This is a genomic window from Meinhardsimonia xiamenensis (assembly GCF_900102905.1).
Classification (GTDB): Bacteria; Pseudomonadota; Alphaproteobacteria; order Rhodobacterales; family Rhodobacteraceae; genus Meinhardsimonia; species Meinhardsimonia xiamenensis.
Window position 1 is genome coordinate 300,988 of record NZ_FNFV01000002.1, and the last position, 21,440, is coordinate 322,427.

22 protein-coding genes are annotated in these 21,440 nt (G+C 68.5%); 8 read left to right on the forward strand and 14 right to left on the reverse strand.

The window, feature by feature from the left end:
- Positions 1 to 13: 13 nt before the first annotated feature.
- The 11 genes from ligM to BLQ14_RS05410 all read right to left on the reverse strand — a co-directional run bounded on the left by ligM (position 14) and on the right by BLQ14_RS05410 (position 11,282).
- A complete protein-coding gene (ligM, locus tag BLQ14_RS05360) occupies positions 14 to 1,429 on the reverse strand; it encodes a vanillate/3-O-methylgallate O-demethylase (RefSeq protein WP_092498995.1) in 1,416 nt (471 codons plus the stop codon).
- Positions 1,430 to 1,457: 28 nt separating this feature from the next.
- The gene (locus tag BLQ14_RS05365) at positions 1,458 to 2,183 is read right to left on the reverse strand and encodes a GntR family transcriptional regulator (protein WP_092498996.1); all 726 of its coding nucleotides are present in this window, start codon (positions 2,181 to 2,183) and stop codon (positions 1,458 to 1,460) included.
- Between the two features lie 209 nt (positions 2,184 to 2,392).
- A complete protein-coding gene (locus BLQ14_RS05370; RefSeq protein ID WP_092498997.1) occupies positions 2,393 to 3,283 on the reverse strand; it encodes an NAD(P)-dependent oxidoreductase in 891 nt (296 codons plus the stop codon).
- Positions 3,284 to 3,286: 3 nt separating this feature from the next.
- Positions 3,287 to 3,952, reverse strand: coding sequence for a dienelactone hydrolase family protein (locus BLQ14_RS05375; protein WP_092498998.1), 666 nt, complete (start codon positions 3,950 to 3,952; stop codon positions 3,287 to 3,289).
- 62 nt (positions 3,953 to 4,014) lie between these two features.
- Entirely contained in the window at positions 4,015 to 4,989 is a 975-nt protein-coding gene (locus BLQ14_RS05380; protein WP_092498999.1) for a TAXI family TRAP transporter solute-binding subunit, read from the reverse strand.
- Positions 4,986 to 6,938: a TRAP transporter permease gene (locus BLQ14_RS05385; protein WP_092499000.1), complete on the reverse strand. Its 1,953-nt coding sequence runs from the start codon at positions 6,936 to 6,938 to the stop codon at positions 4,986 to 4,988. Before BLQ14_RS05385 ends, BLQ14_RS05380 begins: the two co-directional genes overlap by 4 nt.
- Positions 6,935 to 7,819 carry an amidohydrolase family protein gene (locus tag BLQ14_RS05390; RefSeq protein ID WP_092499001.1) on the reverse strand — a complete coding sequence of 295 codons (885 nt, stop codon included), beginning with the start codon at positions 7,817 to 7,819 and terminating at the stop codon, positions 6,935 to 6,937. The genes BLQ14_RS05385 and BLQ14_RS05390 overlap by 4 nt, the downstream gene beginning before the upstream one ends.
- Positions 7,816 to 8,895 (reverse strand): 4-oxalomesaconate tautomerase, encoded by a 1,080-nt coding sequence (locus BLQ14_RS05395; RefSeq protein WP_092499003.1) that lies wholly within the window; start codon positions 8,893 to 8,895, stop codon positions 7,816 to 7,818. Before BLQ14_RS05395 ends, BLQ14_RS05390 begins: the two co-directional genes overlap by 4 nt.
- Complete coding sequence (locus tag BLQ14_RS05400) at positions 8,888 to 9,559, reverse strand: 4-carboxy-4-hydroxy-2-oxoadipate aldolase/oxaloacetate decarboxylase (protein ID WP_092499005.1); 672 nt, start codon at positions 9,557 to 9,559, stop codon at positions 8,888 to 8,890. The genes BLQ14_RS05395 and BLQ14_RS05400 overlap by 8 nt, the downstream gene beginning before the upstream one ends.
- A 3-nt stretch (positions 9,560 to 9,562) precedes the next feature.
- Entirely contained in the window at positions 9,563 to 10,531 is a 969-nt protein-coding gene (locus BLQ14_RS05405) for a VOC family protein (protein ID WP_245656947.1), read from the reverse strand.
- 13 nt (positions 10,532 to 10,544) lie between these two features.
- A complete protein-coding gene (locus BLQ14_RS05410) occupies positions 10,545 to 11,282 on the reverse strand; it encodes a PIG-L deacetylase family protein (RefSeq protein WP_092499009.1) in 738 nt (245 codons plus the stop codon).
- 117 nt (positions 11,283 to 11,399) lie between these two features.
- Here BLQ14_RS05410 and BLQ14_RS05415 point away from each other — a divergent pair, with 117 nt between their 5' ends.
- The 3 genes from BLQ14_RS05415 to BLQ14_RS05425 all read left to right on the forward strand — a co-directional run bounded on the left by BLQ14_RS05415 (position 11,400) and on the right by BLQ14_RS05425 (position 13,516).
- Positions 11,400 to 12,593 (forward strand): LysR family transcriptional regulator, encoded by a 1,194-nt coding sequence (locus BLQ14_RS05415; RefSeq protein ID WP_092499010.1) that lies wholly within the window; start codon positions 11,400 to 11,402, stop codon positions 12,591 to 12,593.
- A gap of 145 nt (positions 12,594 to 12,738) precedes the next feature.
- Positions 12,739 to 13,038: a hypothetical protein gene (locus BLQ14_RS05420; protein WP_106176383.1), complete on the forward strand. Its 300-nt coding sequence runs from the start codon at positions 12,739 to 12,741 to the stop codon at positions 13,036 to 13,038.
- 208 nt (positions 13,039 to 13,246) lie between these two features.
- The gene (locus tag BLQ14_RS05425; RefSeq protein WP_092499014.1) at positions 13,247 to 13,516 is read left to right on the forward strand and encodes a hypothetical protein; all 270 of its coding nucleotides are present in this window, start codon (positions 13,247 to 13,249) and stop codon (positions 13,514 to 13,516) included.
- Between the two features lie 78 nt (positions 13,517 to 13,594).
- Here BLQ14_RS05425 and BLQ14_RS05430 read toward each other — a convergent pair whose 3' ends face one another.
- On the reverse strand, positions 13,595 to 13,804 hold the full coding sequence (locus BLQ14_RS05430) for a cold-shock protein (protein ID WP_092499016.1): 210 nt from the start codon (positions 13,802 to 13,804) through the stop codon (positions 13,595 to 13,597).
- Positions 13,805 to 14,011: 207 nt separating this feature from the next.
- Between BLQ14_RS05430 and BLQ14_RS05435 the strand changes: the two genes are divergently transcribed.
- Positions 14,012 to 14,344 (forward strand): arsenate reductase family protein, encoded by a 333-nt coding sequence (locus tag BLQ14_RS05435; RefSeq protein ID WP_092499018.1) that lies wholly within the window; start codon positions 14,012 to 14,014, stop codon positions 14,342 to 14,344.
- A gap of 10 nt (positions 14,345 to 14,354) precedes the next feature.
- On the opposite strand, the gene thrS is transcribed toward BLQ14_RS05435, so the two are convergent.
- Positions 14,355 to 16,331 (reverse strand): threonine--tRNA ligase, encoded by a 1,977-nt coding sequence (gene thrS / locus BLQ14_RS05440; protein WP_092499019.1) that lies wholly within the window; start codon positions 16,329 to 16,331, stop codon positions 14,355 to 14,357.
- A gap of 323 nt (positions 16,332 to 16,654) precedes the next feature.
- On the opposite strand from thrS, the gene BLQ14_RS05445 reads away from it, so the two are divergent.
- The 4 genes from BLQ14_RS05445 (at position 16,655) to BLQ14_RS05460 (ending at position 20,196) form a co-directional block, all read left to right on the forward strand.
- Positions 16,655 to 17,422 carry an alpha/beta hydrolase gene (locus BLQ14_RS05445; protein ID WP_092499023.1) on the forward strand — a complete coding sequence of 256 codons (768 nt, stop codon included), beginning with the start codon at positions 16,655 to 16,657 and terminating at the stop codon, positions 17,420 to 17,422.
- Positions 17,419 to 18,399: an alpha/beta hydrolase gene (locus tag BLQ14_RS05450; protein WP_092499024.1), complete on the forward strand. Its 981-nt coding sequence runs from the start codon at positions 17,419 to 17,421 to the stop codon at positions 18,397 to 18,399. Before BLQ14_RS05445 ends, BLQ14_RS05450 begins: the two co-directional genes overlap by 4 nt.
- 44 nt (positions 18,400 to 18,443) lie before the next feature.
- Positions 18,444 to 19,208, forward strand: a complete 765-nt coding sequence (locus BLQ14_RS05455; protein WP_092499026.1) for an SDR family NAD(P)-dependent oxidoreductase — start codon at positions 18,444 to 18,446, stop codon at positions 19,206 to 19,208.
- Between the two features lie 268 nt (positions 19,209 to 19,476).
- Positions 19,477 to 20,196 (forward strand): alpha/beta fold hydrolase, encoded by a 720-nt coding sequence (locus BLQ14_RS05460; protein WP_092499027.1) that lies wholly within the window; start codon positions 19,477 to 19,479, stop codon positions 20,194 to 20,196.
- On the opposite strand, the gene phaZ is transcribed toward BLQ14_RS05460, so the two are convergent.
- Positions 20,117 to 21,436, reverse strand: coding sequence for a polyhydroxyalkanoate depolymerase (gene phaZ, locus BLQ14_RS05465; RefSeq protein ID WP_092499029.1), 1,320 nt, complete (start codon positions 21,434 to 21,436; stop codon positions 20,117 to 20,119). The two genes, BLQ14_RS05460 and phaZ, sit on opposite strands and share 80 nt — an antisense overlap.
- Positions 21,437 to 21,440: the final 4 nt, after the last annotated feature.

The window sequence follows — 21,440 nt, forward strand, 5'->3', positions numbered from 1 at the left end:
ACAGGCCATAAGTTCAGCCTGCTGCCTTCTCCGCCTTGGTGCGCCAGCTGCCCGGCGCGTAGGATTCGCGGGCCTGTCGCGCGTAGGGCGCGGGGCAGACGCGCACGCGGATGTCCGCCTGGCGGTGACGCTCTGTGGAGGTCTTCATGGTCGGCTCCGGCTCGCCCCATTTCAGCGTCAGCACGTCACCCACCTCGACATCAGGGTCGACCACGCCCAGCGACAGGAGCGCGCGCTCGTTGAAGCTGTAGCCGTTGAACATGCTCAGCCCCACCATGCGATCACCCTCGAGCACCATGTCGGCCGAGGTCGAGGCGTAGTTGGGCTGCGGGAAGTCGATCCACTTCATCGGCGTGCCGTCCTCGAAGGCGGTGGCGATGACCTTGAGCACGTCGTCGCGGTTCCACTCGAAGGTGACCTTCTTGCGGTGCGGCTTGTCCTTCATCTCCTGAAGGGCGGCCTTGCCGATGAAGTCATCCTTGTTCCAGCCGATGTAGAAGCCGTAGCCGAGGTCGAAGGGCGTCATGTAGTAGTCTTCGATGTTGTCGGAGACGAAGCTGCCGCCGATCGAGCCCACCGCCTCGTACATGTCGTCGCCGAGCCAGTCGCGGTAGTCGGCGAGCATGCCCTCGCCGGTGTAGATGCCGGGCAGCGGTGAGGGAATCCAGCCCGACTCGAGCGTGTTCGTCGAATAGGCGCGGCTGCCGCAGCGCACGAGGTTGACGCCCGCATCCTCGGCTGCCTGCAGGATCGTGGAGAGGATGTAGCTCTTGTCCTCATAGGGCCCCCAGATCTCGAGCCCCGGCGCGCCCGACATGCCGTGGCGCAGCGCCTGCACGCGCTTCGAGCCGACATTGATCCAGTCCACATGGAAGAAGGGGATGTCGGGGATCGGCCCGCCGTTCATCTTCTCGATGACCTTCCAGGCCTCGGGGCCCTGGATCTGGTAGCGGTAGTGCACGCGCAAGACCCGCTCGCCCTCGGGCCGGCTCGGCGAGCGCGGGTCGTGGCGCAGGCGCACGTTCCAGTTGCCCCAGGCGGCGGCGAACATCAGCCAGTTGGCCGTCGGCGCGCGGCCCACGAGCACATACTTGTCCTCGCGCTCGCGGAAGATGATGTGATCGCCGATCACATGGCCCGCGGGCGTGACCGGCACATAGTGCTTGGCCCGGTTGAGGCCGAAGTTGTCGAAGCGGTTGATCCCGTGGTGGGAGAGAAACTCGGTGGCCTGCGGCCCCTCGACGATGAGCTCGTCCATGTGGTGGGACTGGTCGAACAGCACCGCCGACTCGCGCCAGGCGCGCTGCTCGTCGCGCCAGTTGGCGAATTCCGGCGCCACCACCGGGTAGACATAGATCCCCGACCGCGAGTTGCGCAGCATCTCCACGGGGTTCTTCCATTTCTTCATCAGCTCGCTGAGGCTTGGCATATGGGGCTTCCTTTCTTCTGTCGCTGTGTCAGTTCGAGATGAGGGCAAGGCCGGGCACCTTTCCGGCCACGCTCGGGCCGGCCTTCAGAACGTGACGGAGGTTCTGGCGCGCGAGCCGGGCATGTTCGCGCATCAGCGCCTCGGCGCGCGTCCCCTCGCGGCCCGTGATCGCCTCGAAGATCGCCCGGTGCTGCGTCTGGGCATGTCTGAGAGATGCGGCGAAATCGGGGACCGTCTCCTGCCCCTGCAGGAACGCGCTCGGCGAGGCGAGGGGCAGGCGCGTGGCCCGCTCGACCTCGCGCGCGATGATCGCGCTGCCCGGCATTTCGGCGATCAGGCGGTGAAAGCGGGCATTCAGTCTGACGTAAGTCTCGAAATCGAGCCCGCCGGGCGCCGAGACGGCCCGGTCGAGCGAAGCGAGTATCTCCTGCCCCTCGCGGGCATGCGCGGCGGAGATGCCGCGCTCTGCGGCAAGCCGCGCGGCCGTGCCCTCGACGACGCCGCGCAGCTCGATGGCGTCAAAGATGTCCTCGATGGTGAAGCTGGCCACGCGGCAGCGGCCGGTGTCGAGCCGCTCCAGAAGCCCTTCCTCGACAAGGCGCGCCATCGCCTGACGCAGCGGCGTGCGGGAAATGCCCAGCTCCTCGGCAAGGGCGGGCTCGGATAGGCGCGCATTCGCCTCGAAGCGGCCCTGAAGGATCATCGCCCTGAGTTCGCGCAAGGCGCGCTCATGCTGGGATAGCCGCTCGCCCATGTCTCCTCCCGGCGCTGCCCGAATCCCCTCCCAAGGCTTCGGGGGCGTTTCGGGATTCGATATTCTGTATACAGTTTTGTGTCAATGCGCCGAAACGAGCGCTTGAGTGCGTCCTGAAGGGCGTAAATGTATACAAAAAGCAGGCGAGACTTCGGGTGCGGCGACGGAAGGGGCAGCCGCGCGCCCCTTCCGGCGGAGAAGCGGCGGGCTCAGTTCTTCGCGCGCATTTCCTCGAGAAGCCGAGTGGCAAGCGCCTCGTCGGCAAGGTTCCGATCCTGGCGCAGTGCCGCGCCGACCCCGGCGATCTGGCGCTGCCATTCCGCGCTCGCGCGTGCCATCCGGTTCGGAATGCCCAGCTCGGCAAGGGTGGTGGCCACCTCCTCCATCTCGGCGGCGCGGCGTGCGCCGTGGGTGACCATCCGCTCCAGGTTGTAGGCGACCTGCCGGTGCCAGTCGATCTTGCCGTGGCTGGCGTTGAGCGAGGCGAGCACCTCGTCGCCGACCCCGGCGGCGGCGGCGGCAAGGCCAAGCTCGGCCGAGAGCGCCTCGATCCCCTTCACCATCACCGAGCGCAGCATCTTGATCGCCGAGGCCCGCCCGACCTCCTCGCCGGCGGGCTCGGCCGCCATCGGCAGGGCGCGCAGACGCTCGATGGCGCGCGTCGCGTGCGGCCCCGAGACAAGGAGGGGCGTCAGATGCCGCTTCGGCCCGACAGGCGCCATCACCGCCACGTCCACATAGGCACCGCCCGCCGCGTCCACGGCTCGGGCGGCCGCGCGCTTGGTGCCGGGCGAGACCGAGTTCATGTCGCAGTAGAGCGTGCCGGGGCCGAGATGGGGGGCGGCGGCTCTGGCCGCGGCCAGCGCCTGATCGGCCGTGACAACCGAGATCACCAGATCCGCCCCGGCGAGCGCCTCGGCAAGGCTCGCCGCGCCTTCCACCCCGAGCCGCTCATACAGCGCGCGCTGGGCTACCGCAGTCTCGGCGCGGTCGGTCTTGATGTCATAGGCGGCGATCTCGGCCGCCGGCCCGCCCGCCTCGCGCCAGCCGGTAACGAAGGTCGAGCCCGCCTCGCCAAAGCCGATGAAGGCAATGCGCATCGCTCACTCTCCCTGAAGGTGGCGCGCAAGGAAGGCCTCGGTGCGCCGGTGCGCAAGCTCGGCAGCCTCGGGCACATGGGCGGCGGGGCGCGCATCATTGGCAAAGGCGTGGCCCGCCTCGTAGAGGTGAATCTCCGCCTCTGGCGCATGCCGGCGCAGGGCCTCGATCATCTCGGGCGGGGTGTGGTCGTCGCGCGTGCCGAAATGACACAGGAGCGGCGCGCGCAAGGGTCGGTCGAGATAGCGCTCGAGCCGGGTGCCGTAGAAGGACACCGCCGCGCCGGTCTCGAGCCGCCCGGCCGCGCCGATCGCCAGCCCCCCGCCCCAGCAGAAGCCCATCACCCCGACCTTGCCGCCGGCCTCGGCGAGCGTCTCCACCGCCGCGGCGATGTCGCGCATGGTGTCCTCAAGCCCGAGCGAAAGCATGATCTCCCGCCCCCGCGCGCCTTCGTCGAACGGGATGACAAGGCCGCGCTCGACCCGGTCGAAGAGCGCCGGGATCGCCACCTCGTGGCCCAGCTTCGCATAGCGCCGCGCCACGCCCTTGAGCTGCTCGGTGACGCCGAAGATCTCCTGCAATATCACGAGCCCCGAGCGCCGCTCGCCTTGTGCCGGTTCGATCCAGCAGTCGAGCACATGGCCGTCGGCGGCCGTCACTTCTTTCATCATGGGCGGTCTCCGCTGAAGGATGCGGCCCGGCCGGCGGTGTGCGCGCGGCCGGGCCTAAAGGGTCACTGGCCGACCGGGATGCCGGCTTCGGCGTAGTAGCGCAGCGCGCCGGGGTGGTAGGGCACGCGGCTTGCGGGCGCCATCGTCTCGCGTTTGGCAAGCCTGAAGAGGCCGAAGGATTCGGCGAGCTTGTCCTTGTTCTCGGCCACGGCCTTGACCATGCGATAGACAAGCTCCTCGTCGGCGCCCGCGTGGGTCAGCATCACCCACGGGATCTGCATGATATTGGCGCCGTAGTTCTGCAGGCCGTTGATCTTGTCGTTCTGCGGCAGCGACACGATGCTGCCTGCCGGCAGATACTCCTTGAAGCGCGCCACGCCCTCCTCGGAATTGTCGAGCGAGATGTAGCACAGGCCGCCGCGGTCCTTCAGCTTCACCGCCGCCTGCTGGCCGGCCCCGGCGTTGAGGCTGACAAGCGCGATGTCCACAAGCCCGTCGCCGAGCGCGTTGATGCCGGCGACGAAGGAGGCCACCGGCACCTGCTGGAAGTCGTCATAGCTGATCCCGGCGTTGGCGAGCGCGCCGGCGATGTAGAAGGGAATGATGGTGGAAGAGGTGTATTCCGAAGCAATCCTGAGCTCGCCGGCCCGTGCCTTCAGATCCTCCACCGATTTCAGCCCCAGATCGCAGGGCGCCATGATCCCGGTGGTGAGCGGAAACATCACGCCGACGAGGCGGATGTTGGGGTGCGGCCGGTCATAGTTGCCGGTGCCGGTATAGGCGTATTCGGCCTCCACGGCGTTGGAGAAACCGAAATCCACCTCGCCCGCATTGATGAGCGGCAGATAGCCCACAAGCGGCTGGGTGCGGGCGATGATCCCGGCCTCGTTGGCCACCTTGGCCACCGCCTGGCCCGAGTTGTAGGCCAGCGAGCCCTGCGCGCCGGTTGCGATGGTCACGACCTGCGCCGAGGCGGCGCCTGCCGCGAGCGCGGCGGCAAACAGCCCCGCGCCGATCGAACGTGTGATGAAGGTCATCCCTTTCCTCCCCTGGTTGCGGGCGCCCCTGCGCCCGGTTCGGCGGCCGGCCGGTCTTGCGCCCGGCGCGCGTCGGAAATCGAAAGCTTCACCGCCCAGAGCGCCGCGGCGAGCGCGGCGGCGGCCGATGCGGCGAGCGGCACCGCCCCGAGCGGCAGTGCCAGCGCGCCAAGCGCGGTGAGGCGCGCGCGCGCCGCGAGCCCCAGCCTGCGGCTCCAGAAGCCGACGATGCCGGCGGTGACCGCCGCCACGCCCACTGCCGTCAGCGCGAAGTCGCGCAGGATCGCGCCCCAGCCGCCCTCCATCAGGAGCGCCGGCGTGGCGACGAAGACGAATGGCAGGATGAAGGCCGCCCAGCCCACGCGCATTGCCGCAAGCCCCGTCATCAGCGGATCGTCCCGGCTGATCGCGGCGGCGGCGAAGGCGGCAAGCGCCACCGGCGGGGTGATCATCGACATCATGCCGAAGTAGAGAATGAAGAGATGCGCGGCGAGCTGCCCGATCCCGGCCTCGACGAGCGCCGGCGCCACCAGCGCCGCGAGCAGCACATAGACGCCCGAGGTGGGCATCCCCATGCCCAGAACGATGCAGATCGCCGCCGACATCGCCAGAAGCAGCAGCAGGTTGCCGCCCACCGCATCGACGAGAACCAGCGTCAGGGCAAAGCCGAGGCCGGTGATGTTGAGCACGCCGATGACGAAACCGGCCGCCGCGACCACGAGGATGAGGTCGACCATGCCGGTGCCGGTGTCCACGAACACCTGGCCGAGGCTGCGCAAGGTCAGGCGCTTGTCGCCATAGCCGCGCAGAAATCCGAGCCCGGCAATGGCAACGGCGGCGAGAAGGGCGGAGTCCTCGGGGTCCATCCGCCACCAGAAGAGCCCGGCCAGAAGCAGCGCGAAGGGCACGGCGAAGTGCCAGCCCTGGGCAAGCACCTCGGCCACGCCGCGCTGATCGGCCTCGGCGGCGGCGATGCGGTCGCGCCCGGCGATGAGATCAACCTGCACGAAGACGGCAAGGAAATAGAGCACCGCCGGCAGAAGCGCGGCCGCCGCCACGCTGGCATAGGGGATGTCGAGAAATTCGGCCATCAGGAAGGCCGCGGCGCCCATGATCGGGGGCGCGAGCTGCCCGCCGGTGGAGGCCACGGCCTCGATGGCGCCGGCATCGCGCGCCCGGTAGCCGCCGCGCTGCATCAGCGGGATGGTGATCACCCCGGTTGTCGCCACGTTGGAGACGGCCGAGCCCGAGATCGCCCCGAAGAGCGCCGAGCCGATCACGGCGATCTTGGCGCTGCCGCCCCGGCTGCGCCCGGCCGCGGCCATGGCCAGATCGGTGAAGAAGGCGCCGCCCCCGGCGGCAAAGAGCAGCTGGCCGAAGAAGACGAAGAGGAGCACCACCATCGTGCCCACCGCAAGCGGCGAGGAGAACACGGCGCTCGAGTCAAAGCCGACATAGTCGACCAGCCCCTTGGGGCTCACGGCCTTGCCGATCAGCCGGCCCGGCACCCTGTCGGCCAGAAGCGCATAGAGAAGGAAGGCGGCGACGATGGAAAAGAGCATCCAGCCCGTGCGGCGCCGGATCCCTTCCATCACCGCCAGCACCACCACCGTGCCCACCAGCGTGATCTGCCAGGGGCGGTAGAACTGCTCCTTCAGAAGCCACTGGAAATCGAGCGCGGCATAGCCGAGCACGCCGAGACAGCCGAGCGCGACGAGAAGCGCGACCGTCCCCGGCGCTCGCCTGCGGCCGCCGCGGGCATCGAAGGCGAGATAGCAAATCGCCAGCGCAAGGCCGAGCTGCAGCGCCATGTATTGCTGGGGCAGAATGGCAAAGCCCAGCCGGGTGGGTGCCTCGACGTTCCACAAGATGCAGGCCACCACCATCGTCGTGGCGCATCCGGCCACGAGCCAGCGGCCGAGGCCCTCGAGCCGGACGGCCCCGCTCATGGCGCCACCTCCTCGGGCCAGTAGAGCCGCATGGGGTTGTCCACCAGAAGCGCCTGCCGCGCCGCTTCGGTCACCGCGATGCGCGGGATCATGTCGACGAGCTCGCCATCGTCGGGCATGTGCGAGCGCATGTTGGGATGCGGCCAGTCGGTGCCCCAGAGCACGCGATCGCCAAAGCGCTCGACGAGCGCGCGGGCGAAGGGCACGACATCGTCATAGGGCGGGCCCTGAACGGTCAGCCGCTCGGGGCAGGAGACCTTGACCCACATCGCCGGGTGCGCGTCGAGAAAGCGCAGGAAGTCCTGGAATGCCGCGCCCTCCACGCCGGCGCGCACATCCGGCCGGCCCATGTGATCGATCACCACGGGGCAGGGCAGGGTGGCGAGAAAGCCCGCGAGCTCGGCAAGCTGCCCGGCCTCGAAATAGACCACCACATGCCAGCCCCGCTTGGCGACGCGCGCGGCGATGGCGGCGAAATCCTCGCGCGGGGCGGCATCGACGAGCCGGCGCAGGAAGTTGAAGCGCACCGCCCGCACCCCCGCCTCGTCGAGCCGGTCAAGCTCGGCGTCGGTCACATCGGGGCCGACGATGGCAACGCCGCGCGCGCGGCTTCCGGCCGTCTCAATCGCGTCAACGAGGGCGGAATTGTCGCGCCCGTGGCAGGTGGCCTGCACGATGACGTTGCGGGAGAAGCCCAGAAAGTCGCGCAGCGCGAACAGCTTTTCCTTCGGCGCGTCGCAGGGGGTGTATTTGCGCTCCGGCGCGAAGGGAAAGCGCGCCGCCGGGCCGAAGACATGGCAGTGCGCGTCAACCGCGCCCTCGGGCGGGCGGTAGCTCGGCTTGCGCGGGTTCGGGTGGAAGGGAAGGTAGTCATCGCTCATGCTGCCGGCCTCGCATAGACGCGCCCGTCCATCAGCTTGCGCGCGGTGCGCAGCACTTCGGCCCGCGCCACGCTGCCATCCTCGGCGAGGCGGGCGATCACCGTCATCTCGCCGGTGGGATGCTCGATCGACATGAGCTTCTCCGTCCCCTCGGGGATCACCGCAAGCTCGGCCGCCACGCTGCCGGGAATGAGGCAGGCGGTCGCCACGGTGACGGCGGCAAGAACGCCGATTGCCTTGTGGCAGCGGTGCGGGATGAAGCTGCGGGTGGAGATCGCCCCGCCCGCCTGCGGGGGGCTGACGAGGGTCATCTTCGGCACCGATTTCCCGCGCACGTCGCCGAGGTTCATCAGCGGGCCCGCGGCAAGGCGGATCGCCTCGAGGCGCGCGCGCAAGGCGTCATTGGCCTCGAGCTCGGCGGGGCTCTCGCGCCCGGTGAGCCCGAAGTCGGCCGCGCGCAGGATCACGCAAGGCATGCCGTTGTCGATGAGCGTGGCCTCCACCCCCTCGATCACGTCGCGCGCGTTGCCCGTGGGCAGGAGCGCCCCGCAGCTCGACCCGGCGGTGTCGCGGAACTCGATCGGCACCGGCGCGGCGGTGCCCGGCACGCCGTCGATGCGCGCAGTGCCGGCATAGGTGACCCGCCCGCCGGGCGTCTGCACGCGCGCCACCGCGATCTGGCCCGTGTTCTCCATGTAGATCGTCACCGGCGTCTCCGGTTCCCGCGCCGCGACAAGGCCGCGCTCGATCGCGAAGGGGCCGACGCCGGCAAGGATGTTGCCGCAGTTCTGGGCATCGGTGACGATCGGCTGATCGACAAAGACCTGCAGGAAGAGATAGTCCACATCCACGCCCGGCCGCGCGGAGGGGCGGATGATGGCGACCTTCGAGGTGAGCGGATCGGCGCCACCCATCCCGTCGATCTGGCGCGGGTCGGGAGAGCCCATGATGCGCAGGAGAAGATCATCGCGCTCGGCCGGATCGGCGGGCAAATCGGAGGCGAGGAAGTAGCCGCCCTTCGATGTGCCGCCCCGCATCCACATGCAGGGGATGCCGTCTTGCACCGGGTCAGACATATTTCAGCCCCTTGGCCGCAAGCTTCTCGCGCATGCCATACATGTCGAGCCCGAGCTCGCCGGCAGCGAGGCGCCTGCGCTTGTCCTCCTCGCTGGCAAGCCGCTTCTCGGCGGCGGCGAGCACGTCCGCGGCGCGCTCGCGCGGCACCACGCAGACCCCGTCATCATCGGCGACGATCACGTCACCGGGGTTCACCAGCGCCCCGGCGCAGACGATGGGGACATTCACGTCGCCCAGCGTCTCCTTCACCGTGCCCTGCGCCGAGACGGCCGTGGACCAGACCAGAAAGCCCATCTGGCGCAGGTCGCGCGTGTCCCGCACGCCCGCGTCGATCACCAGCGCCCGGCAGCCGCGCGCCATGGCCGAGGTGGCCAGAAGATCGCCGAAATAGCCCATGTCGCAGGGCGCGGTGGGGGCAAGCACCATGATGTCGCCCTCGCGCAGCTGTTCGATGGCGACATGCACCATCCAGTTGTCGCCGGGCGGGGCGCTGATGGTCACCGCCGAGCCGGCAATCGCCGCGTCCTGCTGAATGGGGCGCATGCGCGCGCTCATCAGCCCGCGGCGCCCCTGCGCCTCGTGCACCGTGGCCACGCCCGCGCGGGCAAGCCCCTCGATGACCTCCTTCGCGGCGCGCTCGATGTTCTGAACGACAATTCCCATTGCTCAGCCTTTCTTCTCAACCGGCGGCGTGCCGTGGGTGTGGAAGGTCTCGATGGTCTTCAGCCCCCAGGCCTGGCCCTTCTTGCGTTCGGCCTCGGTCCACACCACCGGCTCCCAGTCGGGCGCCAGGACCAGCCGCGCGCCGGCATTGGCCAGCTCCACCCGGTTGCCCGCGGGCTCCCAGACATACAGAAAGAAGGTGCCCTGAATGGCGTGCTTGTGCGGGCCGGTCTCGATGTGCACGCCGTTCTGCAGGAAGATGTCGGCGGCGCGCAGGATGTCCTCGCGCTGGTCGGTGGCGTAGGTCACATGATGCAGCCGCCCCATGCCGCCTCCGTGCTCCTCGGTGCAGGCAAGGTCGTAGGTCTTGTTGTTGACCGTGAACCAGCAGCCGCCGATGCGTCCGTTGTCGAGCTGGATGAGCTCGGTGATGCGCGAGCCGAGGCAGGTGAGCATGAAGTCGCGGAAGACGCTCACATCCTCGGCCAGAAGGTTGACGTGGTCGATGCGCCGGGGCGGGGCGCCGGTGAAGGCCGAGGCGGTGTTCTTCAGCGCCGCCCGCTCGGCTTCCTCCTGGGGCTCGTACCAGCGCGTCTCCCAGTAGATCTCGAAGTCATGGCCGAAGGGGTCGGAGAAGCGGAAGGCCGGCCCGTGGCTCATGTCGCCCTCGACCCAGCCGGTGACGGGATAGCCCGATGCCTCGATGATCTTCACCCGCCGCTCGAGCGCTTCGGGCGAGCTTGCGCGGTAGCCCACATGGCCCACGCCGGTGGCGTGGTGACGGGTGAGCTTGAGGGTGCAGAACTCGTAGTCATCCCAGGCGCGCAGGTAGGCGCTGTTGTCGTCCTGCCCGCTGAGCTTGAGCCCGTAGACACGGGTGAAGAAGTCGAGGCTCTCCTCGAAGCGGTCGGTATACATCTCGACATGGCCCAGATGGGCGATGTCGAAGCTGGGGTTCGTCGGTTCGTTCACGGCGCGCCCCCCCTCAAAGCTCGTCCACGGTGCGCGGAAAGACGGACTGGAAGGCCTCGGCATATTTGCAGTCACGCCCGCCGGCCTGGCCGCCGGAGTTGCGCTTGAAGTGGTTGGCGCGCTGCTGGGCGACGCGGGTGTAATAGTCCCACAGGTGCACCTGGCCCTGCATGCACTCCATCGCCGCGCGCTTTTTCTCCCACACCGGCGTGATGTCGAGGAAGGTGTCGGGCTTCCAGCCCATCTGCTCGGTCTGGTGCGGCTCGAAGAGATAGAGCTGCGGCGCGCCGAGAACCTTCTCGCCGGGGTTGTGTCCCCAAGCCTGCGCCACCATGCGGCATTCGAGCACCACCTCGGTGGTGTACATGTGGTCGGTGTTGTAGGGGTCGTATTGCGAGTGGCTCAGCATGAAGGCGGGCTGCACCTTGCGGATCAGGTCGACGAGGCGGAAGCGGTCCTCGTCGGAAAGCCGCAGCGGATAGTCGCCGAGATCGAAGCTGACGAGCTCATGCACGCCCAGAGCCTCGGCCGCCGCCTCCGCCTCGGCGCGGCGGATCGCCTTGACCTCCTCGAGCGTCTTGCCCTCCTTCCACAGCCGCGCGCTCTCCCCGCGCTCGCCGAAGGACAGGCAGGCCACCGTCACCTCGTAGCCCTTCTCGGCGTGCAGGGCGATCGCGCCGCCCGCGCGCCAGACGAAATCCGCCGCATGGGCGGAGATAACCAGCGCCGTCTTGCCACCATTTGCCGACATTTCCGCTCCTCCTGCCGTTCAGCGGGAGGACTCATGTCACGGCCCGCACGGCGCGTGCAATTTCGAACCCCATTCCACGTGATAAGATCATGCTATAACTTGCGTGATCGAGGAGCGATGCCTACCCCGCCGAAGACACCCAACCTGCGCCATCTGCGGGCCTTTCTCGCCATAGCCGAGACAGGGTCGCTGACGCGCGCTGCGGCACGGGTGCATGTCTCCCAGCCCGCCGTCAGTCAGGCGCTCGCCGGCTTCGAGCGGCAGGCGGGCGGGCCACTGTTCGACCGGACCGGGCAAGGCGTGTTCCTGACCGAGCGGGGCCGGGTGCTTGAGGCACGGGTGCGGCGCGCCCTGAACCGGCTTGACGCGGCGCTGGCAGCGGTCTCTCCACGGCTGCCTCTCACCGCCACAACCGCGCGTCTGATGGCCCTGATCGCCACCGCGGAGGCCCAGAACTTCACGCTGGCGGCGCGCAGGCTGGGGGTGGCGCAGCCGACCGTTCACCGGGCCATTGCCCAGTTCGAGGCGGAGGCGGGCAAGCGACTTTTCGAGCGCACCTCCCATGGCGTGGTGCCGACGCGCGCCTGCCGCGAACTCGCCGAGGCCGCGCGCCTCGCCTTTGCCGAGCTTGCCCAGGCGGACGCCGAGCTGGCCGAGCTCGACGGCGGCGATGGCGGGGCGATCGTGATCGGGGCGCTGCCGTTGTCGCGCTCGGTGGTGCTGCCAGAGGCACTGGCCCGGTTTCGCGCCGCGCGTCCGCGCCATCCGGTGACGGTGCTTGACGGCCGCTATGGTGATCTGCTCACCGGTCTGCGCCGAGGCGAGATCGATTTCATCCTGGGTGCGCTGCGCGACCCGCCGCCGATCGGCGACATCGTGCAGGAAGCCCTGTTTGCCGACCGGCTGGCGGTGCTGGCCCGGCCGGGGCATTCGCTGGCAGGGCGGAGCTGCGTGCCGCTGGAGACGCTGGCGCGGCAGGCTTGGGTGGTGCCGCGCACCGGGACGCCGGCGCGCGCGCAGTTCGACGAGCTGTTCACGCGCGCCGGGCTCGTGCCTCCCGAGAGCATTCTCGAATGCGGTTCGATCCTGCTAATGCGCGAGCTTCTGGGCCGCAGCGACATGCTGGGCTGCATCTCCGCGCGTCAGGCGGAGGCAGAGGTGGCACGCGGGCTTCTCGTTCCGCTCGACATTGGCCGCGACTGGCCCGAGCGTCCCATCGGACTGACCTTCCGCGCCGAATGGGTACCCACGCGCGCGCAGTCGCAGCTCATCGGCTTCATCCGGAAGGCCGCAGACCGTGCAAGAGGCTGAACACGGGCGCGAGCCGCCCTGCGCGTGTGGCGGAAACCCTGTGTTTCCGTGACGTCCAGGTCACGGCTCTTGAGCGATACGGCTCGGAAAGCTAACGTGAATTCGCTGAACCTCGGGGCAAGCCGAGGAAGCAGAGGAGGGGATCATGCCCGGACGGGTTTTGGGCGCGCTGCTGTTTTTCGTCCTTTCCAGCGCGTCGGCCATGGCCTGGAATGACATGCCGCTCGGCGAATTCGCTCCCGCAACGGACGAGGTGCCGATCTGGGCGTATCCTTCCGAGGCCAACCATTGCCCTGCGGGGCTGCAACCGGTGGTGATCGGTGGGGTCGTCAGCTGCGGCACACCCAACCGCGTCGGCTACGCGGAGCGGAAGCAGGGCACGTTTCGGGGGCGTTATGTGGCCACCGGCAAGGGATCCGGCGAGGGCTACTATATCCGCGACTGACGCCGGCTAGTTACCGAGAGTCTTCACGTCCCGCGGCCCGGTTCCCACGTTTCGGGGGCCGGGCCGTTTCTTGTTTCGCGGACTGTTCAGACCGGAAGAACACGCCGCTTCCGCGTTCTTCTCTGATCCCGTTGGGAGTTTGCACTAGATTCGACATCGGAGAGGCAAGATCCTGCCGACTGTGGTGGTCGCAATTCTGGGGGAAGGCATGTTTTTCAGGAAATTTGCCGCCCTGTTGCTCGCGGGTCTGGCGCTGTCGGCGGGGCAGGCTTTGGCCGAGCTGGCCGGCGACCGGGTGGAGACGTCCGGCAAATACACTGGCGTCTTCGCGCCGCGGCCCGGCTGTTGCGCCAATGCGCCTTGGCCCACGGAAAACCTCACGATGCGCCACTACGTCTACCCCGACGGGCGGGAAGTGATTGTCTATCCCTACAAGCACGGGGCGGGCTATCAGCCGTTCTGGTGGGAAAAGCAGTAAGGCGCCAGACCCGACAAAAGAGAAGCGGCGCGCCGGTCTCCGGCGCGCCGCTCCTTTTCATCGCTTGATGAAGCGGGATCAGTTGGCCATCTCGAGATCGCTCGCCGAGCTGCGCCCATCGCGCCCCTCGCGGACCTCGTAGTTGACCTTCTGGTTTTCCTGCAGGCTGGTCATCCCGGCGCGCTCGACGGCGGAGATGTGCACGAAGACATCCTTGCCGCCATCATCGGGCGCGATGAAACCATAACCCTTGGTGGAATTGAACCATTTCACGGTGCCGCTGGGCATGCCGCTTCTCCTTCTCATGTTTCCCGCCCACGGTATTGCGGCGGGCCGGTGCAGCCGGGTCTTCCAAGTCTTTCGGCTGCCCCCTAGAAGGAAGCGGTCGTCCTGGGAAAGTCCGTCGTCACGGGCAGGAGAATGGGGGCGATCGGGCCCGTTGGCAAGGGCAAATCGTGCGTCACGGGCGGAAATTGCACCACCGGAGGGAAAAAAGTGAGAATTTTCGGGCTCAGGAGCTGCGACAGCTGCCGCAGGGCGGTCAAGGCGCTGGCCGCGGCGGGAGTGGATGCCGATCTCATCGACATTCGCGAGGCCCCGATTGACGAGGCCGTCCTCGACCGTGCCCTCGAGCAGTATGGCGAGGCGCTCGTCAACCGCCGCTCGACCACCTGGCGCGCGCTGGGGCAGGAGGAACGCGCGCGCCCGGCACGCGAGCTTCTGCGCGCCCATCCCGCGCTGATGAAGCGTCCGCTGATCGAGACGGATGACGGCCGCCTGCTTCTGGGCTGGACGCCCGAGACGCAGGCGGCGCTGGGGCTCGCCTGAGGCCCGCGCCTCAGGCGGTATGCGCGGCTGCCCGCTCGCGCGCCAGATCGGGCGGCAAGGCTTCGGTGGCCAGTTGCTCCACGATCTCGGCAAGCGGGGCGACGCGGGTCTGCTTCTCGCCCAGCCGGCGGACGGAGACGGTGCGCTCCTCCACCTCGCGCTGGCCGAGGGCGAGGATCACCGGCACTTTCCTCAGCGAGTGCTCGCGCACCTTGTAGTTGATCTTCTCGTTGCGGATGTCGGCCTCGGCGCGGATCCCGCGCGCCTTCAGTGCGGTCACCACCTCATGCACGTAGTTGTCGGCGTCCGAGACGATGGAGGCGACCACCACCTGCCGGGGGGCAAGCCAGAAGGGCAGGCGGCCCGCGTGCTCCTCGATGAGGATGCCGATGAAGCGCTCGAAGGAGCCGAGCGTGGCGCGGTGCAGCATCACTGGCCGGTGGCGCGCACCGTCAGGCCCGATGTAGCTGGCATCGAGCCGCTCGGGCAGCACGAAATCCACCTGCAGCGTGCCGCACTGCCAGTCGCGCCCGATGGCATCCGTCAGCACGAATTCGAGCTTCGGGCCATAGAAGGCGCCCTCGCCGGGGTTGAGCTCGAAGTCATAGCCCGCCGCCTCGGTCGCGGCTCTCAGCGCGGCTTCGGCCTTGTCCCACACCTCGTCGGAGCCCGCGCGCATCTCGGGGCGGTCGGAGAATTTCACCCGGAATTCCTCGAAGCCGAGATCGCGGTAGACCTCGGAGAGGAACCCGATGAAGCGCTTGGTCTCGCTCTCGATCTGCGCCTCGGTGCAGAAGATGTGCGCGTCATCCTGGGTGAAGCCGCGCACGCGCATGAGCCCATGCAGCGCGCCCGAAGGCTCGTAGCGGTTGCAGGCGCCGAACTCGGCCATGCGGAGCGGCAGGTCGCGGTAGCTCTTCAGGCCCTGATTGAAGATCTGCACATGGCAGGGGCAGTTCATCGGCTTGAGCGCATTCACCGTCTTCTCGCGGGCGTGCTCCTCGTCCACCTCGACGATGAACATGTGCTCCTGGTATTTCTCCCAGTGGCCCGAAGCCTCCCACAGCTTGCGGTCGACCACCTGTGGGGTGTTCACCTCGACATAGCCGCCGCGGTGCTGCTGGCGGCGCATGTAGTCCTGCAGCGTGGTGTAGATGGTCCAGCCGGCGGGGTGCCAGAACACCTGGCCCGGCGCCTCCTCCTGGAAGTGGAAGAGATCCATCTCGCGGCCGAGGCGGCGATGGTCGCGCCGCTCGGCCTCCTCGAGGAAGTTCAGATAGGCCTTGAGATCCTGTCGCGTCTTGAAGCCCACGCCGTAGATGCGCTGGAGCATGGGGCGCGAGCTGTCGCCGCGCCAGTAGGCGCCGGCCACGCGCATCAGCTTGAACGCATCTGCAGGCACCTGCCCGGTGTGCTGCAGATGCGGACCGCGGCAGAGATCCTGCCAGTGCCCGTGCCAGTACATGCGGATCGGCTCGCCCTCGGGGATCGCCTCGACAAGCTCCACCTTGTAGGGCTCGTCATTGTCCCGGTAGTAGGCTATGGCGCGCGCGCGCTCCCAGACCTCGGTGCGCACCGGATCGCGGGCGGCGATGATCTCGCGCATCCGCGTCTCGATGCGGCCCAGGTCCTCGGGTGTGAAGGGCTCGGCGCGATCGAAGTCGTAATACCAGCCCTTGTCGATGACCGGGCCGATGGTGACCTTGGTCTCGGGCCAGATCTCCTGCACCGCCCGGGCCATGATATGGGCAAGGTCGTGGCGGATGAGCTCGAGCGCCGGTTCGTCATCGGCCATGGTGAAGATGCGAATGGACGCATCCTCCTCGATCGGCCACTGCAGGTCCCAGTGCCGACCGTCCACCTCGGCCGAGATCGCCTTCTTTGCCAGCGAGTTGGAGATCGACGCCGCCACCTCGGCCGCCGTCACCCCGCGCGGATACGTGCGGCTCGCGCCATCGGGAAAGGTCAGGGTGATCGTCTCGGCCATGGCGGCTCTCCTCGTCGGTCTGGCGCCCACGGAACGCCCGGTTGCGGGTATGTGGTTGTCCGGCCCCAATTGGGGCAGACGGGCCGCGGTGTCAACGTGAAGGGGGCAGGGGTGTGGTTTGCGCGGCGACATCTGTCGCGCGGGCATGCGGCCGCCTTGGGGGCGGGCGGGCGCATGCCCGGCCCGACGGCCGGGCGGGACAGGGGCGGCATTGGTTTCGGTGTTCCGCATGACGCGCTCCTCGGTCGGCGCAGATCGGGCTGGAAGAGTGCGGTGCTTTCACGGCAAACTGGGAAGGGCAGGAGCAGAAGGAGAGTTGAGGCATGAGCGCGCCCGCATTTCTCGACACGCCGCAGGGCCGGCGCATCGCCTATCACAAAAGCGAAGGGGCGGGGCCGGGGGTGGTGTTTCTCGGCGGCTTCCGCTCGGACATGACCGGCACCAAGGCGCTCCATCTCGAGGCCTGGGCGCGGGCGCGCGGCCGCGCCTTCCTGCGGTTCGACTATTCCGGTCACGGCGCCTCGTCGGGCCGTTTCGAAGAAGGCTGCATCGGCGACTGGGCCGAGGATGCGGTGGCCGCCATCGAGGCGTTGACGCAAGGCCCGCAGATTCTCGTCGGCTCCTCCATGGGTGGCTGGATCGCGATTCTGGCGAGCGAAAGGCTGGGTCCGGCGCGCGTGGCCGGCCTCGTCGGCATCGCCGCCGCACCGGATTTCACCGAAGACGGCTTCTGGGCCGGATTTGACGAGGCCCAGCGCGCCGAACTCGTGGAAAAGGGGCAGATCGCCATCCCCTCCGACTATGAGGACGGCCCCTACATCATCACCCGCCGGCTGATCGAGGAAGGCCGCAGGCATCTCGTCCTGCGCCGGCCGCTCGGCCTGCCCTTCCCGGTGCGGCTGCTGCAGGGAACGGAGGATGAGGCGGTGCCGCTCGAGGTGCCTCTGAAGCTTCTCGATCATGCCGACTGCGCCGACATGCGGCTGACGCTGGTGAAGGGCGCCGATCACCGTTTTTCAGACCCCGACTGCCTTGAGTTGATCGAGACCGCCATCCACGAAGTGACGGCGCGCGCCGGGCGCGGGGCATGAGGCGGGCCGTGCTCTGGGCTCTGGCGGCGCTGGCGCTTGTCGTCGCCCTGCTTCTCGCCTTCGGCCCGCGCGAGCCGGTCGAGACCGGCCTTCACCCCGACTATGCCGCCATTGCCGCCGACCCCGAGGGATGGCTTGCCGCGCGCGAGGCGGCCCATGACGACATCCGGCCCGGCGACGGCTCGGCCATTCTCTGGGCCGGAGAACGGCGCGCGCGCGCGCCGGTCGCGGTGCTCTATCTGCACGGCTTCTCGGCAAGCCCGGCGGAGCTCAGGCCGGTGCCCGAGCTGGTGGCCGAGGCGCTCGGCGCCAATCTCGTGCACTACCGCCTTTCGGGCCACGGGCGCGGTGGCGCGGCGCTGGCCGAGCCGCGCGCGGGCGACTGGATTGCCGACATGCGGGCCGCGCTTGCCGTGGCGCGCGCGGTGGGGGAGAGGGTGCTTGTCATCGGCACCTCCACCGGCGGGACGCTCGCCGCGCTCGCCGCCCTTGAGCCCGGGCTCTCGGATGCCATCGCCGGCATCGTCTTCGTTTCGCCGAATTTCGGGGTGCAGGACAAGGCCGCGCGGCTCGCGCTGCTGCCCTTCGCCCGCCTCTGGGCGCCGCTTCTCACCGGGCGCGAGCGGAGCTGGGAGCCGGCAAACGCCGAACAGGCGGCGCACTGGACAACGCGCTACCCCACCGTCGCGGCCATCCCGCTCATGGCGCTTGTCGATCATGCCCTCCGGCAGGACTATTCCCGCGCCCGCGTGCCCGCGCTCTTCGTCTATTCCGAGCGCGATCAGGTGATCCGGCCGGACAGGGTGAAGGAGGTCGCCGGCCGCTGGGGCGGGCCTGTCCGCCTTGTCGAGCTGAGCCCGCCCGGCGGGGCAGGCGGTTCCTATCACGTCATTGCCGGGGACATCCTCGCGCCCGAGACGACGCCGCTCTTGGTCCGGACCATCCTTGAGTGGTGGCGTTCGGTTGTAGCGCCGTAGGTGACGGTCTCGGCGCGCGCCGAACCACAGAAAGGAGACGACCGATGAAGCTTCCCCGCACCCCATCCTTCCGCCTCGATGGCCGCCGCGCTCTGGTCACCGGCGGCTCCCGCGGCATCGGGCTTGGCGCGGCGGTGGCGCTGGCCGAGGCGGGGGCGGAGGTGCTGATCGCCTCCCGCGGGCGCGCCGAGCGCGAGGCGGCGGTGGAGGAAATGCGCGCGCGGGGAATGGTCGCCGAGGGTGCCGAGCTTGATGTCACCGATCTCCCCGCGGTGCGGCGCCTCTTCGCCGAGCATGGGCCGTTCCACATTCTCGTCAATTCCGCCGGCATCGCGCGGCACACGCCCGCGCTCGAGACCGACCCGGAGGATTATGACATGGTCATGGCGGTGAACGCGCGCGCGGCCTACTTCCTCGCGCAGGAGGCGGCGCGCGGGATGGTGACGGCGCACATCAAGGGCTCGATCATCCAGGTCTCGAGCCAGATGGGCCATGTCGGCGGGGCCGATCGCGCCGTCTACTGCGCCTCAAAGCATGCGGTGGAGGGGATGACCAAGGCCATGGCCATCGAATGGGGGCCGCTCGGCATTCGCGTCAACACGCTCTGCCCCACCTTCATTCGCACGTCGTTGACCGAAGCGACGCTCGCCGATTCCGCGAAGCTTCGCTGGATCGAGCAGAAGATCAAACTCGGCCGCGCTGGCGAGGTGGAGGACATCATGGGCGCGGTGGTCTGGCTCGCCTCGGATGCCGCGGCACTGGTCACCGGAACGTCCATCCTCGTCGATGGCGGATGGACCGCCGACTGAGGAGCGGACATGCAGATTGCAATGGTGCAGCAAAGCCGGAGTGTCGAAGGTCTGCACGGACCTCTCGCGGTCTTGCCAAGAAATCACGATTGCGATGTTCTCCGGTCGTTTTCAGGTCAAATCGAGTCCGATGATTGAACAAAATGTGCAGTCCGGGGGTTTCGGAGGGGAGCGGCCGGCAATCCCGGCTCTGCTCCCCGAAGGTTCGATCATGACAAGAGCCAGCATGTCTCGCCCTGCCGTCCGTTTTCGAGGGAGGCGCTGAGGCATGGGCGCCGAACCCCTCGTGCTCCTGCCGGACATGATGAGCGACGCGCGCCTCTTCGCGCCCCAGATCGAGGCGCTTTCCCGCGAGGTGCCGGTGATGGTGATGCCGATGACGGGCGGCGACTCCATTGCCCGGCTGGCGCGCAACCTGCTCGAGGCCGCGCCGCCCCGCTTTGCGGTGGCCGGGCTCGGGCTTGGCGGGATGGTGGCGATGGAGGCGCTCGCCCAGTCACGCGACCGGGTCACGCGGCTGTGCCTGATGGACACGAGCGCGCAGGCCGAACTTGCCTCGGTCGCCGCGGCGCGCGAGCCGCGCATCATCCGCGCGCGCACCGGGCGGCTGGCGGAGGTCATCCGCGAGGAGATGGGGTTGCCCGCCGCGGCGCTCGACGCCCAGGGTCGGCAGCTTGCCGAAACGGTGATGAGAATGGCGCTCGATCTGGGCCCCGAGGTCTTCGTCGCGCAATCACGCGCCCTGCAGCGACGCCCCGATCAGCAGGCCACGCTGCGCCGCGCGCGCACGCCTGCGTTGGTGATCTGCGGCGAGGAAGACCGTCTCTATCCGCTGCGTCGGCACGAGTTCATCGCCCAGCTCATGCCGCTTGCACGTCTTGAGGTGATCCCCGGCGCGGGGCACCTGCCTACGCTGGAGCGCCCGCGTCTCGTGACCGCGCTTCTGCGTCGCTGGCTTCTTGCGCCCGCGGGCCGGGTTCTGGCCTGACACCGCGAGGGCCGCCGTTGGCGTCGATGAATCCGAGCACCAGCGGGCGGATGTTGTCGCGCCACGAGCGTCCGGCGAAGATGCCGTAATGTCCCGCGCCGGGCTCGAGGTGGTGGGCCTTCTTCTCTTCCGGCAGGCCGGTGAGAAGGTCGAGCGCTGCAAGGCACTGGCCGGGGGCGGAAATGTCGTCCTTCTCGCCCTCGACGATCTTCACCGCCACGTCGGTGATGGCGCCGATGTTCACGGGCTCGCCGCGGATGGTGAAGGCGTTGCGGGCAATCTCGCGGCGCTTGAAGATGCGCTCGACGGTGGAAAGATAGAATTCCGCCGTCATGTCCATCACCGCGAGGTACTCGTCATAGAATCGGTTGTGCTTGTCGTGATCGCTCGCCTCGCCCTTGGCCACGCGCAGGATCTGGTTGAGGAAAGCCTCGCCGTGGCGGTCGGCGTTCATCGACATGAAGGAGGCAAGCTGCAGGAGACCGGGATAGACCATGCGCCCGGCTCCGGCGTATTTGAACCCGACCTGCTGAATGACCATCTCCTCGAGCTGGCCCATGGTCACGCGCCTGCCGAAGTCGGTGACTTCGGTGGGGGCGGCGTCAGGGTCGATGGGCCCACCTATCAGCGTGAGGGTGCGCGGCTGCGCGGCCGGCTCGCGCTCCGCCAGCCAAGCGGTGGCGGCAAGCGCCAGCGGCGCGGGCTGGCAGACGGCGATCACATGGATGTCAGGGCCGAGGTGGCGCATGAACTCCACGAGGTAAAGGGTGTAGTCCTCGATGTCGAACTTGCCTGCGCTTACGGGAATGTCGCGGGCATTGTGCCAGTCGGTGACATAGACCTCGCAGTCGGGCAGCAGGCTCGCCACGGTCGAGCGCAGGAGCGTCGCGTAATGCCCCGACATGGGCGCAACGAGCATGACCTTGCGCGCGCGCTCGGGCCGACCGATCGCCTTGAAGTGGACGAGATCCCCGAAGGCTTTCATCACCACCGGCTCGACCGCGACGAGGTGGTCGCGCCCGTCCTCGGCCAGAACCGAGGTGATGCCCCAATCGGGTTTGGCGACCATGCGCGAGAAACTCCGCTCGGTCACCTCGCCCCATGCGGCAAGAAGGCGGAAGAAGGGCGTGGGCATGAGCCCCGTCCAGGGATAGGAGCCGATGGCCTGGGCAGTCGCGCCCAGCCACTGGTTGGTGTTGCGCACCGTCTCCATCAGATCATAGGTGGCCATGTAGCGCATGCTG

What these genes read in the sequence shown, in the direction of transcription:
- ligM (WP_092498995.1), bottom strand. Translation starts at nt 1,429, where the DNA reads ATGCCAAGCCTCAGCGAGCTGATGAAGAAATGGAAGAACCCCGTGGAG.
- BLQ14_RS05365 (WP_092498996.1), bottom strand. Translation starts at nt 2,183, where the DNA reads ATGGGCGAGCGGCTATCCCAGCATGAGCGCGCCTTGCGCGAACTCAGG.
- BLQ14_RS05370 (WP_092498997.1), bottom strand. Translation starts at nt 3,283, where the DNA reads ATGCGCATTGCCTTCATCGGCTTTGGCGAGGCGGGCTCGACCTTCGTT.
- BLQ14_RS05375 (WP_092498998.1), bottom strand. Translation starts at nt 3,952, where the DNA reads ATGATGAAAGAAGTGACGGCCGCCGACGGCCATGTGCTCGACTGCTGG.
- BLQ14_RS05380 (WP_092498999.1), bottom strand. Translation starts at nt 4,989, where the DNA reads ATGACCTTCATCACACGTTCGATCGGCGCGGGGCTGTTTGCCGCCGCG.
- BLQ14_RS05385 (WP_092499000.1), bottom strand. Translation starts at nt 6,938, where the DNA reads ATGAGCGGGGCCGTCCGGCTCGAGGGCCTCGGCCGCTGGCTCGTGGCC.
- BLQ14_RS05390 (WP_092499001.1), bottom strand. Translation starts at nt 7,819, where the DNA reads ATGAGCGATGACTACCTTCCCTTCCACCCGAACCCGCGCAAGCCGAGC.
- BLQ14_RS05395 (WP_092499003.1), bottom strand. Translation starts at nt 8,895, where the DNA reads ATGTCTGACCCGGTGCAAGACGGCATCCCCTGCATGTGGATGCGGGGC.
- BLQ14_RS05400 (WP_092499005.1), bottom strand. Translation starts at nt 9,559, where the DNA reads ATGGGAATTGTCGTTCAGAACATCGAGCGCGCCGCGAAGGAGGTCATC.
- BLQ14_RS05410 (WP_092499009.1), bottom strand. Translation starts at nt 11,282, where the DNA reads ATGTCGGCAAATGGTGGCAAGACGGCGCTGGTTATCTCCGCCCATGCG.
- BLQ14_RS05415 (WP_092499010.1), top strand. Translation starts at nt 11,400, where the DNA reads ATGCCTACCCCGCCGAAGACACCCAACCTGCGCCATCTGCGGGCCTTT.
- BLQ14_RS05420 (WP_106176383.1), top strand. Translation starts at nt 12,739, where the DNA reads ATGCCCGGACGGGTTTTGGGCGCGCTGCTGTTTTTCGTCCTTTCCAGC.
- BLQ14_RS05425 (WP_092499014.1), top strand. Translation starts at nt 13,247, where the DNA reads ATGTTTTTCAGGAAATTTGCCGCCCTGTTGCTCGCGGGTCTGGCGCTG.
- BLQ14_RS05430 (WP_092499016.1), bottom strand. Translation starts at nt 13,804, where the DNA reads ATGCCCAGCGGCACCGTGAAATGGTTCAATTCCACCAAGGGTTATGGT.
- thrS (WP_092499019.1), bottom strand. Translation starts at nt 16,331, where the DNA reads ATGGCCGAGACGATCACCCTGACCTTTCCCGATGGCGCGAGCCGCACG.
- BLQ14_RS05445 (WP_092499023.1), top strand. Translation starts at nt 16,655, where the DNA reads ATGAGCGCGCCCGCATTTCTCGACACGCCGCAGGGCCGGCGCATCGCC.
- BLQ14_RS05450 (WP_092499024.1), top strand. Translation starts at nt 17,419, where the DNA reads ATGAGGCGGGCCGTGCTCTGGGCTCTGGCGGCGCTGGCGCTTGTCGTC.
- BLQ14_RS05455 (WP_092499026.1), top strand. Translation starts at nt 18,444, where the DNA reads ATGAAGCTTCCCCGCACCCCATCCTTCCGCCTCGATGGCCGCCGCGCT.
- BLQ14_RS05460 (WP_092499027.1), top strand. Translation starts at nt 19,477, where the DNA reads ATGGGCGCCGAACCCCTCGTGCTCCTGCCGGACATGATGAGCGACGCG.
- phaZ (WP_092499029.1), bottom strand. Translation starts at nt 21,436, where the DNA reads ATGCGCTACATGGCCACCTATGATCTGATGGAGACGGTGCGCAACACC.